We start from the raw sequence: 13,612 nt of genomic DNA on the forward strand, positions 1-13,612 counted from the left end.
AAAAAGATCGGACAAAGCACATTTATGCTTGTTTATGTGCTAGTATTAGTGTTTTAAAGTGAAATGATTTTTAAAAACCCGGCCATCTTCAAGAATTGCGCTAAACCAATAATCGTCTGTAGGCAATAGGGTACCATTATGCCGTCCGTCCCAACCATTGCCTAGGGGATCAATTTCCTTTATTAGCGTTCCATAGCGATTGTAAATAGAAATTTTAGAATGAGGATAAAAGAGGTCTGACGTGCCATACATTTGCCAAGTATCATGAATACCGTCATTGTTCGGAGTGAAAAATTTTGGAAAACCAATTACAGGTATAGCTATGGATAATGTACCACAATCATTTTTTATATCTTTTACACGCGCAGTGTAAATGCCAGGAGGGATATTTTCGAACACAGGGCTTTGTTGAAAAGCAACACTAAAATTTTGGGTATTATGTGTAATTGCATATTCATAATGCCCTTCACCAAAAACCAAAATAGTAATACTGTTGTGATGTGAAGCGTCTGTAACCTCAAAACTTGGATTTCGAGCGATACTAGAAGGTTCTACATGAACTGTACGCGCTATGGAGCAACCAGTTGTTTTATGTGTTATGGTTACTGTGTAATCATTAATTTCATCTATTTGAATGCTATGAGTGGTGTCTCCCGTATTCCATTGGTAAGTGTAGTTTTCAATATTATTATTTAGGTTTCCAGCTTCTATAGTAATGCTTTTTTCAGGGGTGTTGCTACAGAAAAAAACTGTTTCATCAGGTACTATCTGAGGTAACTTATTTACTTTTAAAAGCACTTTTATAAGGCCTTCACAAGTGTTTTTGTTTTCAATTCGTGCATATATGGTGTGCTCGTAAGACAATGTGTTTTTAAAAGTAGAACTTATTAAAGCGTCTTTTTCTAGAAGTGCATTTTCAAGGCTTGTGTAGTATGTTATGGGGAGCGTTATAAATTTAGATTTCTGCAGGTTTAATGTAATTTCATCTAGATTAAAATCGGTTAAACCATTTTGGGACTGTACGTCATCGCAGACTTCAAAAGTAAAATTATCTATAGGGGAGGTGCTGACTTCTAAGGTCAATATGACGGTATCAAAACAGTTGGTCTTATCGTTTATTACTTCTACATAAATGGGGTCTGGCTTATTTAGATCAAACAGGTAAGTGTCTGCATTAACCTCATGGAGTCTTGCATTATCCGAATAGAATTTTGTTGATAAACCAGAAAGACCTCCAGTAAGAGCGTTATGGGCTTGGTTGAGGTTAAAACGCGTAACACCTCCAGGAACACCATCTTCGTCACACTGCACTAAGGTGGCATCAAAAGCTACGGGAAGAGCATTGTAGCTTACATACGCCTCGCCTTCCAGTAGTTTGCAGTCGCCATTGTTTTGGTCAATGACAACGCGGTATAAGCCAGCTTCGTTAACCTTTAAGTCAAAACGTGAATGGCTTATGGGTGCCCCATTATGGGTCCATGTATATGTGGCTCCAGGCAGTTCTGGGCCTTCCAAGGTATAGGATTCTCCAAGACATAAGTCTAAAGTTGTAGAGCTAGATGCGTTGCCGATAATGTCTATTTTTTCAGAGAAAAACGAGGTTATAAAAGGCGGAAGACCTTGTGTGGAAAGATTAGGGGAGAGGTTTACACTATTATGTGAATACGCACACCCAACTCCAAGCTCATTTGGGTTATTAATGGTTGAAAGGTAAGAAGCTCCTAGGGTATAGGTTTTGCTCATGGCTCTGTAAATTTTACCATTGGGGCCTAACTGTAGAGCGCCTCGGTACATTTGTCTATGGTCGATTACCGTTTCAGTATTACTAATGTTGGTCTTGGTTAAATCATATTGTAATAGCGAACCATAATGTTCGGTTGGGAGGTCTGCCTCCTCTCTAGTGGGTTCATAGTAAGCGGAGACATACAGTAATTTGCTGTTTTGCGAAAACTCAATGCCATATGGCGATTGAGGTTTGTTTAAAGGGGAAACGTTAATCTGTATCGCTTTTTGATTGCTAACTTTTCCTGTAGCGGTATCAAAATCATATAAATACAGCCCAGAAGTGGAGTTGGCACAGGCAAGTTTCTTGCCATCTGGCGAAAATTTTAAATAGCCTCTAGGGTCATCAATTTTAATATTAAAACTAGATGTTATAGGATTAGGATTAACGCCTGTAGATGATATTTCGTAGGCATAAAAGGTATCGAAAAGAAGTCCAGGTGTTCCTCCTAAGGGCGCAAAGGTAATCACCCATATGGATTTTGTAACACAATCTTTAGAAACTGCGGTAATTTTTTCAGAACTGTCTTGTAATAAATTTATGTTTTTAGATTCCAGAACGACATCCCCTAAACCGTTATTTAAATTTAAATCTACAACAGAGTAATTAAAACCCTCGTCAGAATCTAGATTGGAGGAAGTCGTATCGACGGTAAAGACATAGAAAATATTAGGGCTATCTGGTTTGGGAACCACTAGGGCAGATTGTGTACTAGAAGGGTCGCCATACAAGCCATTTCCAGTAGCTGCATTTGCATTAGGCATGGGGTCGTGGTTTTTATTCCATATGGTTATTCCATCGGTATAAAACAATAATTCACCATTACTATCAGAAATGGTAGTACAGCCTTCTTGGGTCTTTAGTTTTCCGTTTGTTAAAGTTGTAGACGATCCATCTAAATTAAACGTGATGCCGGCATTTGAGCCAAAATACCAATAATCTGCTTCATTTTGTGCCAAAGCAGACATTATAAAAATTAAAAAAAATGATAAAATTAAGGTGTTTTTCATCTTTATAAAACCGTAGCTACCAAAGATATTATAAATCTGATGTTTATAACAAGCTATAGAACAAAAATTAAGGATAATTAATATAAGGAAACTGCTTTTCATAACACTATAATGGCCTGTTTAATGCTTCGTATGGTGCTTTATAGTTGCTTTTAAAAAAACAGAACTTAATGCTAATCTGTTTTCTTGGCATTAGTCTGCATATATATTTAAGTCATTTTGGTTATAAAATGCCTTTTTTTTATTATGTTAGACAGGTATAGAAGCAGATGTTGTATTATATGTTTTTTAAGCTGAATACTTAAAATAATTAGGGCGTGTACACAGATTAAGCCAATAAGTTTGCAAGTATTACTACAACCTTTACCAATAAAAGTTTTAAATTTGAATTATGGAAGATTTAAAGATTTCTAAAAGAAAACCATCATATCCTATTTCGGCTAAATTACATGATTATTTGACGGATTATAATAGGAATATCCAACTGCCAATTTTTTATGATGATTTATTACGGTTCCAAGGATCTATTGTAGTGTATGATAAAGACGATAATGATACTTTATGGATACGGGTGTATTATAATGAATTTGATAGGCAAGAGATAGATTTGGCATTAAAAAAAGTGTATACAATTCTTCATTCTGATGGTAATGAAAGTACTATTCCTTTCTTGAATGTTGATGCGATTGATTATTGTACTTTCGGAAACTCGAAGCCTTTTAGGGTTAAGGTGCGTAATATTTTGAATGATAACTATACCTATTTCTATGTAAAAAAGGCAGATGCGTCACGGGTTTATGGATTAGAATTGGAGCATATGTTATCCCCCTATAATTTAAACTTTTTAGTTTTTGAAAACACATTAATTGAAGAGCATATTGTAGGTATTCCCGGAGATGAGTTTATTAAGAACATGCTAGATAAATGTAGCAAGTCTGAAAAATCACAAATAGCAAAAGAATTTGTAAAGTTTAATGAACGTTGTATGGTGAGGCTATTAGGAGATATGCGCTCTTATAACTATGTAATTGTGTCTACTCATGATTTTAATAATGTAGATTATAAAATACGGCCTATCGATTTTGACCAACAATCTTATGAAGGTAAATTTAATGTTTATAGACCTCAGTTTTTTAAAGAAAATTTAAAGATGGTGGAGTTAGTGTCTGCAAGTTTTCAAAAACTATCTATAGATCAATATAAGATTGAAGAGCGCTCTATTTTGGTAAAACGATTAAAAAGTTTTCAGGGCAGGATAGAGGCCTTATTAGCGTGCATGGACGATGACACCATATCTATACCCGAGCACATTGCGCTACTTAAAGGGACTATATTTGATTATACGTTGGATGGTAAGTTTATGCAATGCGAATCTATGGGAGATATTTTACGAAATACTTTTGAATTTTTAAAACGGAATTATGAAAATGTTAATCCGAAAATGGTGTGATTTCTAATATTACCTGCCCTTTAAAAGCCTAAGGTTGTTGTTTTAAGAGCCCAATAAATTTCAATAGGTTTTTTTGGTGAAATTAATAAGGGCTATGGGAACGAAATGGATAAGAATTAGAGTTAAATAGGCGTGTCTTATTAATTCCAATTCTCATCAAAATCCAAGCTTTCGTAATCATCTATATCTAGCCCGTCGTCAAACTCATCAAAAAGATCATCGTCATCTTCAGCTTCAAAAAACTTTTCTGGTGCCGTATCTGGTATTTGGCCATGCACGAACATTAGGTTAGGATAATCTACACCTTCAGCTTCTTCTACAATTTCTGCCAATTCAACATAAAAAGTCCACATGCTGAAGAAATCATAGACATAAATAAGTCTTGTCTGTTGTTTATTAACTAAGTCGTTTATTACAATGTCATGCATTAAACGGGTAGGGGTTTCTTCGCTTAAATCAAATAATGAAATTTCTTCACCTTGATTCCATTGTGTATCACTGACATAAAATGATGCCATTTCATTACCATCAAACCCAAAGGATTGATTAATAGTATTATGCAAATCCTCAAGATTATCGGTTTCGCGAATTTCTATATCACGGAACACATCGTCTTCGGTGTCATTATCAAGAATAACTCTAAATCTGTAAATCATTGGGTAAAGAAATTAGGGTGTAAAGGTATGTTTTTTTAATTATTTACTAAAGCGATGTAGAGTAAATGTCATGGCACTTAATAAGAAAAAAGCGCCTATTTGATGTGCTACACCTAACCAAAGTGGTACTTGAAGCAATATGGTGAAAACCCCCAATACAAATTGGGCAAGTACCAAAACAACTAAAGCATAAACACCGCTTTGTTGGTTTTTTGTTAATACATATGCTTTAGATTTTCTCCATATGAGAAAAATAAAAACCACTACAATATAAGCTATTGTTCTATGGATAAATTGAATACCGCTAGGGTTTTCTATTAAATTTTTATAAAAAGGTTCTAAAATATAGGCCGTATAATGCATAAACTGCCCTTCGTTCATCATGGGCCAATGGTTGTGCAGAAGTCCAGCTTTTAATCCTGCCACAAAGCCACCGTAAATAATTTGAAATAACAATACACCATAGCTTATAAGCGTAAGGTTGCGCAATGCTTTATTAGCAGGTTTTTTATTAGGATATATAAGATCCAAGGCCACCCATAATGTAGCGGCAAAGGTTAGGAAAGCTGTAGTTAAGTGAGCGGAGAGACGGTAATGGCTTACATTCGGCATATCTACTAAACCACTCTTTACCATATACCAGCCTAAAAACCCTTGAAAAGCACCAAGACCAAGAAGAACCAAGCACTTTAAAATGGTTTTTTTTGTGAGTTGTTTTGTTGCTAAAAAATATAAAAACGGAATGATAAAAACTAAGCCAATTAAGCGACCAATTACACGGTGTAGCCATTCCCAGAAATAAATACTTTTAAAATCATCTAAGGTAAAATGATAATGAAGTTTTTGGTATTCAGGATACTGTTTGTATAAATTAAAGGCTTCTTCCCACTCTGCATCACCTATTGGCGGAATTGTTCCTGTAATTAATTTATAATTTGATATGGATAAACCAGAGTCGGTAAGTCGGGTTATGCCTCCAACGGTTACCATAATGAAAATTAAAGCACAACCTGTTAGTAGCCAGTATATTACTTTTTTATTGTCTTTGTTTTGTTTCACAATATTAGAATTTAAATTGTCTTTTTTTTTATGTTTTGGTTAAACCGAGTTCATTTCCTTTTTCTAGCATTAATTCAAAAGCGGCATTGTACTCATTCGGAATGTTGCCTTCAAGAATCGCTTCTTTAATCGCCTCTTTAATTAATCCTATTTCGCGAGAGGGTTTTAAATTGAAAGTCTCCATAATTTCTTCACCCGAAATTGGAGGTTGGAAATTACGGATATGATCTCGTGCTTCAACTTCAACAATTTTATCTCTAACAATTTTAAAATTATTATGATATTTACTAAATTTTCTAGGGTTTTTCGTGGTAATATCGGCTTCACAAAGTGTCATTAAATCATCTACATAATCGCCTGCATCAAACACCAAGCGTCTCACAGCAGAATCTGTTGTCATATCTTCTGCTAAAATAATAGGACGCGAGCTCATTAAAACCATTTTTTGAACAAACTTCATTTTATCATTTAAGGGCATTTTTAAACGCTTAAATAAGTGATATACCATTTTAGACCCCATAAATTCATGTCCATGAAACGTCCAGCCTAATTTTTTACTAAATTTTTTTGTAGGAGCTTTACCTATGTCATGTAATAATGCTGACCAGCGCAACCACACATCATCGGTATTTTTTGAAATATTATCAACCACTTCAAGTGTATGGTAAAAATTGTCTTTATGGCGCTGGCCATCCACTTCATCAATACCTTTTAAAGCCGTAAGTTCTGGTAAAATGTACTCCAATAGCCCTGTTTTTTCTAAAAGTAAGAAGCCAATAGACGGCGTTTTGCTTTCTAATATTTTATGAAGCTCTACAACAATACGCTCTTTGGTTATAATTTCTATGCGATAGTTGTTTTTTGTTATAGCCTGTAAAGATCGCTCTTCAATAGTGAAATGGAGCTGTGTTGCAAAGCGAATAGCACGAAGCATGCGTAATGGGTCGTCACTATATGTAATATCTGGGTTTAAAGGTGTTCGTATGATTTTGTTTTTTAAATCTGAAACCCCATTAAACGGGTCTAATAATTCTCCAAAATGCGTTTCGCTTAAATTAAGTGCGAGCGCATTTATGGTAAAATCCCGTCTGTTTTGATCATCTTCCAACGTGCCATTTTCCACAATAGGATTTCTGCTGTTTTCATTATAAGATTCTTTACGGGCACCTACAAATTCAATTTCAATAGTATCAAAACGAAGCATGGCCGTACCGTAGGTTTTAAATATTTGAACTTTAGGTTTATTAGGTAAATGATTGGCAACTTGTTTTGCCAATTTAATACCACTGCCAATGGCCACAATATCTATGTCTTTTGCCTCACCGCGTTGCAATAAGAAATCGCGAACAAAGCCCCCAATGACATAACTGTCCATTTGGAGCTCTTTAGCCGATTGCGAAATGGTTTTGAATATGGTATGCTGTAATGCTTTTTTGTAATTCATTTTTTTAGCTACGAATACACGAATTTTTCTTAGTAACTTTTAAAAATAGTTATAATGGTTACATACATTTATAAACTATGTCTTTAGGATACAATAATCTTTATAAAAACCAGCTAAAATAGCTAATTTAAACCTAGATACTTTTAAATAATAAATACGATAGATAACATGGTTATTATAGAAGGGTTTGGGGGCTTTACTTTTTCTTATAATTTTATTAAAAATAAGAAAGGCTTTAAACGCCTTTTTTCCTTTTTGAAATGATACACTTTCAGGTTTACATCCATATTCGATAGTATCTTTTTTATAAACAATTTTAGAAAAGCCACTTCGTAAATTTTTATAGGCCTTAATTAAGACACAGCTTTTGTCGTTATAAAACGTATTGAACATACAATGTTTTCGTGGCATTATTTTTTAAGTGCGTATTACCTTCACAACGCCATTATGGCTTAGCTTAATAATAGCCGATGGTTTTGTGCAAATTTCGTCGTGGCGCAAATTTACAACATAGTCTACACCTTTTAAAATAGCTTGTGGTATTTCTTTAAAAGATTTAGGTGTGGGTGAGCCGCTAATATTCGCAGAGGTTGAAACTATGGCGCCGTTAAGTTTTCGGGTTAATTGAAAACAAAATTCATCATCTGGAATTCGAATGGCAATAGTACCGTCTTCGGCTACTAAGTTGGTTGCTAAGTTTTGGGCGTCGTCATAAATAATAGTAGTTGGTGTCTCTGTAATATCAATGATGTCGAGGGCTACTTGAGGTATGTGTTTTACGTATTTTTTTAACATACGATCATCGGCCACTAAGCAGATTAATGCTTTTGAGTCGATACGTTGTTTTAGCTTGTATATTTTTTCTATAGCTTTTGGGTTTGTAGCGTCGCAACCAATTCCCCAAACGGTATCGGTAGGATAAAGAATAAGGCCTCCTTGTTTTAAAACATGAAGTGCGTTTGTGATTTCTTTGTTTTGATTAAGCATTTCTCAAAATCTGTTTATATATTTCCACTGTGTTTTGCGCCATTTTACTTGTTGTAAAATTTTCAATTAATGTGCTGTACGAGGTGTGTACAAATTTTTCTTGAGCATCATTGTCTTCAGATAAATTGATAATATGTTCGGCTAAGGTACGGTCATCATGAACATCCGCTAATAAACCGTTTTTATTATGTTTTATAATTTCAGGAATACCCCCAACATTGGTGCTAATTACAGGTATTTTATGATACATGGATTCATAAATAAATTGAGGTACTCCTTCACTTTGTGAGGTCATTACAGCGAAGTCGAATTGAGGAATAAAGTTAGAAGCCTTAAAGGTATAGCCTATAAAGACCATATGATTTGATAAATTAAGGTTTTTAACCCGTTCTAATAATGGGGCGGTGCGCTCGGTAAATGTTCCAATTTGGACAAAAAAGAAATCTGTTCTGTTTTCTTTATTTATTATTCTGTCTGCCATATTAACCCAAGTGTCCAAATCTTTTGCTCTAATATGGTTTGCTATATTTCCAATAATTTTTTTATTCTTACCGATATTGTATTTTTCTCTAATGTTGAACGGTGTTTTAGAGCTCTTGTTCTTTAAATTAGTGCCATGATAAATGGTGCTAAGTTTTGAGTGATCCACAATAGCCTTTTCTGAAACTCTTTGAGTTTCGTTGGATACACAAAGCATTTTTTTTATTTTAGGATAATTATATTTGTATAAAGTTTTTTTTCGTTTTTTTATTTCAAAGGATGTTTTTTTACTAAATACAAAAGGTGGAATGTTAAATAATTTATCAGCAATGATGGCTAATTGAAGAGCCGTGGTGTCGTGTATATGGATTATATCTATATGATGAGATTTACAGGCTTTTCCAATTCCAAAAGCAAATCTTAAATCAAGTTTTATAGCTAATGGGCTAGCTATATGCTTAATATTAGTTTTTTGTAATCTTTTATGAAACAATCCGTTTTTTACACAGAATACAATGTTGTTTATTTCAGGATTAGTTTCTGATAATTCACTGCAAAGATTTTCTATATGATTTTCGCCGCCTCCCCAATTAGTCACAGCAGATAGGTGTAGTATATTCATGTTTTTATTTCGCAATGAGTTGTTGCTGTTTTAAAGACGCGCTTATAGGGGCTCCTTTCAAGAATAATATAAAAAGTTTGAAATATTTAGGCTTAAATATTGATTTTAATAAGTACTTAAAGGTTAACAGCCATCGTAATATTTCATAAGTGACATATCCAGAATTTTTTCTTAACACATACATTAAAGAAATTTTTAATTCCTTTTTAATTTCAATGTTTTGTGGTGTGCTTTGTCCTTTAAAATGCGTGAATTTACCTTCTGGAACCAAATAACAATGACTGTTTTTTAATTTTTTCGAAATTCTGAAACATAAATCTGTCTCTTCGTAATATAGAAAAATATTTGTATCAAATCCTCCTACGCTATGGAAAGCCTCTGCTTTTACAACTAAAAAAGAACCAGGTACACTTTGTACCTTTAAGGGGGCTGCATAAATTTTTTGTCTTTTAGGATATTCTATAGGATTTAATTTTTCTAATAATTTCCTGCCCAATAATTCTCGTTTTAAACTTAAAAAATGGTCAAATGATTTTTGTACTTCGTCTTTTTCATTATATTGTTGAGGACTACAAATGGCAGCATTTTTATTGTTTTCAAGAAATTGATACATAATGCTTAAGCAGTTGTTCTTTAAAACGGTATCGTTATTAATAAAAGCGTAGTATTTACCATTTGCAAATTGTACACCAAACATATTGCCACCTCCAAAACCAGTATTGAATTTACTTCTCACTAACTTTAAGTTGGGGAGGTTTAATTCATCAAGGCTTAGCTTTAAGTGGGTGAAATCTTTAATATTAGAAGCGTTGTCAATAATAATTAACTCGTATGTTATTGTATTTGAAGTGTTTGATGTTATGGATTTTATGCAATTTATAGTGAAATGAGACGAGTTGTAGTTTATTATAATTACAGAAATATCATTCATATAGACATTGGTTATTAAGCAAAAATACATGAAGACGATTTATAAAACAAATCCCTGTATTGTATTTGTATAAATTAGATTTTTAATAGAAAGTATTAATTTATTTTAATTTGGATATATTTGTGCATAGTAAGAAGTGTTTAAAAAGATAAATCCAAATGATATAATGAAAAAGTTAGCGTATGTGTTGCTAAAAAAGAAGGATACGGCCATAATAAATTATATCTTTTGTAATGAGTGAAAAATTCATAATATCTTCAGCATACAGCTCGAGAAAAGCTGCAGTTAAAGCTGCAATAATTGAGTTTAATGAGCATACAGAAATTTTAGGGGCCGCAGAGCGTAATGTTATTAAAATAGCAGACATTAAAGGTGAAAAACAAACTATTAAATCTTTTAAGACACCTAATATATTAAATCAAATTATTTATAAATTTTTTCGAAAATCTAAAGCGCAACGTTCCTATGAATATGCACAAAAATTACTAACTTTAGGTATTAATACGCCCTTTCCTGTAGCGTATCAATTAAATTCGACTCCTTTATTATTTAAAAAAAGCTATTATGTAAGTAAGCTTATAGATTATGATTTAACTTATAGAGAGCTTACTAAAGATTTAGAAATAGTAGATCACGAAGCTATTTTAAGAGCTTTTACACGATTTACTTATAGCTTGCACAAGAATAATGTAAATTTTTTAGATCATTCTCCTGGAAACACTCTCATTGTTCGCGAGAAAGGGGGGTATGAGTTTTATTTAGTCGATTTAAACCGAATGGAATTTGGTGCAATGGATTTTGAAACTAGAATAAAAAACTTCTCAAAGCTCACGATTCATAAAGATATGATTAAAATAATGAGTAATGAGTATGCTAAATGTTCTGGGGAGAATGAACATAAGATATTTGAGTTAATGTGGTTTTTTACTGTTCAATTTCAAAATAAATTTTACAGAAAAAATAGAATTAAAAAGCGTTTGTTTTTTTGGAAAAAAAAATATAAATCGAGACTAACTAAATCTCCTATTGAATAAATTTACTATTATATGAACAATACTTTTGGTGAACAGCTTTATTTTATATTTTTTCATAAATGGAAATATTTGTGGGCTATTTTACAATCTAAATTTGATAACTCACTAATAGTAAATAAAGTTAATAAAGTAGTATTTGTAGCTCGAGAAAAGGATAAAGAATGGATTTTTGGAGCTAAAGTGCGGAGGTTATCGAGGTATTCTAAATTAAAGTCGTCTGTTTATTATAATGATAAATTAAGAGGGTTGCCCGATGCGGATGGTTATTTTTATATTTATCAAAATTATTTCTGCCGTTGTATTAGAAGTAAACCCAGTATTCTTAATAAGAAAAATATTGTGATGTTTACGCACCCCAATTGGGATAAAAAGTATTCAAAAACTCACGTAGTATGGTGTCTCAATAAAGCAGATTATATTATATGTTTAAACTCTGAGATAAAAACCTATTTAACCCAAATAGGAGTGAAGCCAGAGCTATTGAAGGTTTTGCATATTGGAACTTCTGCAGATTTTTTTTATAATCATGAAAGAAAAAATGGAGACATTGGGTTTTGTTCGAGTTTTCATATTAGAAAAAATCCAAAACTTATTTATGATCTTGTTAAAAATATGCCAGAAAGAACATTTCATCTTATTGGTCAAAATTGGGATAATTACGAAGGGTTTCAGGATATAAAAAAATTACCAAACTTTATATATCACAAAGATATTCCTTATAATCAATACCCAGAGATGTATTCTAAAATAGATGTTTTTGTGTCACCATCTATTCTAGAGGGTGGCCCTGTTCCTGTACTGGAAGCTATGATGTCTAACTGTGTGCCAGTAGCATCAAGAACGGGTTATTGTACAGATTTAATTAATCATGGAGAAAATGGTTTTCTTTTTGATGTGGATGCAGAATATAAGGACGTGGTTCCTTTAATAGAAAAAGCATTCTGTCTAGATACAAATGTTAGGCAAACGGTTATGCCTTATACGTGGGAAAATTGTGCAAAAACTATAGATGCTTTGTTTTTAGATAAATAATTTATTCCAACCTACTTCTTAACAGCCATAATTTTACATAGCGCATAAATATAACATAACCTGGAATATAACCCTATGTTTAGGCTAGCCATACCGACTCTAAAGCTACTTTGCAAGGCTAAAAACCATCGAAAAGTTTTTGAAAACGAAACTAAAACTTCCTATAAATAAAGCCAAAAGTGGCATCCGCAGACCAGTAAACTTTGAGTTACTTGGGCATGGATTTGTACCCGTTTATAAAAAGGGGGCAAAGGACAATATGTACTTGTGGTGGCTAATAAAAGTTGGGCAAAGTTAAAACGTAACTAACCTAAAAAGTATCACCAATAAAACCAAACCCATATCGTTATTCGAACGCCTCGAACTGCTTAATCAAGTCTGTCGAGGCTGGATGAATAATTACCGCTTAACCAATATCTATGCAAAAGTTAAAAAGTTAGATGAGTGGTTAAGAATTAAGTAAAACAAATCACGAATACCAAAATAAAATAGAAAAGAAATGAGTAAATCGGTTGCGCTACTGCATTTGGCACGATTGGAAAAGCTGGAAAGGAAACGTAAAAACCTCATTCGATTAGGTATAGAAGCAGGGCAAGCCTATGCTTGGAGTAGAACAAGAAAGGGAGGCTGGGCAGTCGCTCAACTGCGAAGCACATCACGAAATCCAAATTTTAAATATAATCTTGAGTAAATCCCTATTTTAAAGACTACTATCACAGTTTCTAGACTTAAACGAAAAGGATATAAACCTTTGTTAGATTACATTAATAATACGCAAACTTCAATTTGGTGAACCGCCGTATACGAGACCCCTTGGCCTGTCCTGAGCAAAGTCGAAGGATACGGTGGTGTGAGAGGCGCAGTGACGACTTTTAAGTCGTCACCCGTCTACTCGACGTGTGCTGTGTAAGCTATGATAAAGATGGAGGTAGGTCCTCCGATGAGGGTTTTTAGGAAAACTCATCAAACCACTTCTATGACGCATCCAAGGCAACAAAGATGTGTGAAGCGATAGAAGAGAAGGCTATTTAAAATAGTCAGGTAAGGATAGAAGAGATGAGCGAAAGCGAACCTTGCGATGAAGTGACGAAATGACCAGTTGTTGTCAAAACCTGATTTATATC

13 protein-coding genes are annotated in these 13,612 nt (G+C 33.4%); 6 read left to right on the plus strand and 7 right to left on the minus strand.

Annotated elements, in window-relative coordinates; translation table 11 throughout:
* Positions 1–45: 45 nt before the first annotated feature.
* Positions 46–2,793, minus strand: coding sequence for a T9SS type B sorting domain-containing protein (locus tag ACFFU9_RS15390; RefSeq protein ID WP_379862373.1), 2,748 nt, complete (start codon positions 2,791–2,793; stop codon positions 46–48).
* Positions 2,794–3,184: 391 nt separating this feature from the next.
* On the opposite strand from ACFFU9_RS15390, the gene ACFFU9_RS15395 reads away from it, so the two are divergent.
* Positions 3,185–4,243, plus strand: coding sequence for a hypothetical protein (locus ACFFU9_RS15395; RefSeq protein WP_379862374.1), 1,059 nt, complete (start codon positions 3,185–3,187; stop codon positions 4,241–4,243).
* A gap of 140 nt (positions 4,244–4,383) precedes the next feature.
* Here the strand turns inward: ACFFU9_RS15395 and ACFFU9_RS15400 are convergent, their stop codons facing one another.
* The 6 genes from ACFFU9_RS15400 to ACFFU9_RS15425 all read right to left on the minus strand — a co-directional run bounded on the left by ACFFU9_RS15400 (position 4,384) and on the right by ACFFU9_RS15425 (position 10,422).
* On the minus strand, positions 4,384–4,899 hold the full coding sequence (locus ACFFU9_RS15400) for an IS1096 element passenger TnpR family protein (RefSeq protein WP_379862375.1): 516 nt from the start codon (positions 4,897–4,899) through the stop codon (positions 4,384–4,386).
* Between the two features lie 39 nt (positions 4,900–4,938).
* Complete coding sequence (locus tag ACFFU9_RS15405; protein ID WP_379862376.1) at positions 4,939–5,958, minus strand: COX15/CtaA family protein; 1,020 nt, start codon at positions 5,956–5,958, stop codon at positions 4,939–4,941.
* Between the two features lie 28 nt (positions 5,959–5,986).
* Positions 5,987–7,402 (minus strand): CCA tRNA nucleotidyltransferase, encoded by a 1,416-nt coding sequence (locus tag ACFFU9_RS15410; RefSeq protein WP_379862377.1) that lies wholly within the window; start codon positions 7,400–7,402, stop codon positions 5,987–5,989.
* Between the two features lie 417 nt (positions 7,403–7,819).
* Positions 7,820–8,389: an L-threonylcarbamoyladenylate synthase gene (locus ACFFU9_RS15415; RefSeq protein ID WP_379862378.1), complete on the minus strand. Its 570-nt coding sequence runs from the start codon at positions 8,387–8,389 to the stop codon at positions 7,820–7,822.
* Entirely contained in the window at positions 8,382–9,491 is a 1,110-nt protein-coding gene (locus ACFFU9_RS15420) for a glycosyltransferase family 4 protein (RefSeq protein WP_379862379.1), read from the minus strand. The genes ACFFU9_RS15415 and ACFFU9_RS15420 overlap by 8 nt, the downstream gene beginning before the upstream one ends.
* A gap of 4 nt (positions 9,492–9,495) precedes the next feature.
* Positions 9,496–10,422, minus strand: coding sequence for a glycosyltransferase family 2 protein (locus ACFFU9_RS15425; RefSeq protein ID WP_379862380.1), 927 nt, complete (start codon positions 10,420–10,422; stop codon positions 9,496–9,498).
* 233 nt (positions 10,423–10,655) lie between these two features.
* Between ACFFU9_RS15425 and ACFFU9_RS15430 the strand changes: the two genes are divergently transcribed.
* The 5 genes from ACFFU9_RS15430 to ACFFU9_RS15450 all read left to right on the plus strand — a co-directional run bounded on the left by ACFFU9_RS15430 (position 10,656) and on the right by ACFFU9_RS15450 (position 13,179).
* Positions 10,656–11,456 (plus strand): Kdo domain containing protein, encoded by an 801-nt coding sequence (locus tag ACFFU9_RS15430; protein ID WP_379862381.1) that lies wholly within the window; start codon positions 10,656–10,658, stop codon positions 11,454–11,456.
* Between the two features lie 12 nt (positions 11,457–11,468).
* Positions 11,469–12,488 (plus strand): glycosyltransferase family 4 protein, encoded by a 1,020-nt coding sequence (locus tag ACFFU9_RS15435; protein ID WP_379862382.1) that lies wholly within the window; start codon positions 11,469–11,471, stop codon positions 12,486–12,488.
* A gap of 139 nt (positions 12,489–12,627) precedes the next feature.
* Positions 12,628–12,786: a hypothetical protein gene (locus ACFFU9_RS15440; RefSeq protein WP_379862383.1), complete on the plus strand. Its 159-nt coding sequence runs from the start codon at positions 12,628–12,630 to the stop codon at positions 12,784–12,786.
* Positions 12,787–12,807: 21 nt separating this feature from the next.
* The gene (locus tag ACFFU9_RS15445) at positions 12,808–12,951 is read left to right on the plus strand and encodes a group II intron maturase-specific domain-containing protein (RefSeq protein ID WP_379862385.1); all 144 of its coding nucleotides are present in this window, start codon (positions 12,808–12,810) and stop codon (positions 12,949–12,951) included.
* 36 nt (positions 12,952–12,987) lie between these two features.
* The gene (locus ACFFU9_RS15450) at positions 12,988–13,179 is read left to right on the plus strand and encodes a hypothetical protein (RefSeq protein ID WP_379862384.1); all 192 of its coding nucleotides are present in this window, start codon (positions 12,988–12,990) and stop codon (positions 13,177–13,179) included.
* Positions 13,180–13,612 lie beyond the last annotated feature (433 nt).

Origin of the sequence: Mariniflexile ostreae, from assembly GCF_042427585.1 — a bacterium.
Lineage (GTDB): Bacteria > Bacteroidota > Bacteroidia > Flavobacteriales > Flavobacteriaceae > Pseudalgibacter > Pseudalgibacter ostreae.